Below are 419 nucleotides of genomic sequence, written 5' to 3' on the forward strand. Positions count from 1 at the left end.
GATCCATCAGTAAATAGTAACGGACCGGCGTTTGGACTTTGGGTTGCTTTGGCTTCGGGTGGTAATTTAATTCCGCTTCCATTAGTAGAAACACCAACGGCTCGTTTACAAGCTATTCACAATTCTCCCGATTTAGCTGCGGCTTTGGTGGATGTATATGTAAATGACGAATTATTATTAAACGATTTCGCTTTCAGAACTGCTACTCCATTTATTGACGTTCCTGCCGGAGTTGAATTAAGTATAGATGTTGCTCCGTCAACAAGTACTTCTTCTGCTGAAAGTTTATATAACCTTACGGCAACTTTAGCTGAAGGTGAAACCTATATTTTAGTTGCTAACGGAATCGTGAGTCCAACAGGATATTCTGTAGGTCCAAACTTTGCAATTAATGTATTTGCTCAAGGTCGTGAAACGGC

General features: G+C 40.6%; 1 protein-coding gene. It reads left to right on the top strand.

What is annotated here, in order from left to right; translation table 11 throughout:
• The coding region (locus tag AC23MC_RS16440) for a DUF4397 domain-containing protein (protein ID WP_487569411.1) at positions 1-419 on the top strand (419 nt) is incomplete at both ends.

Source organism: Flavobacterium sp. T50_26 (genome assembly GCF_057652995.1).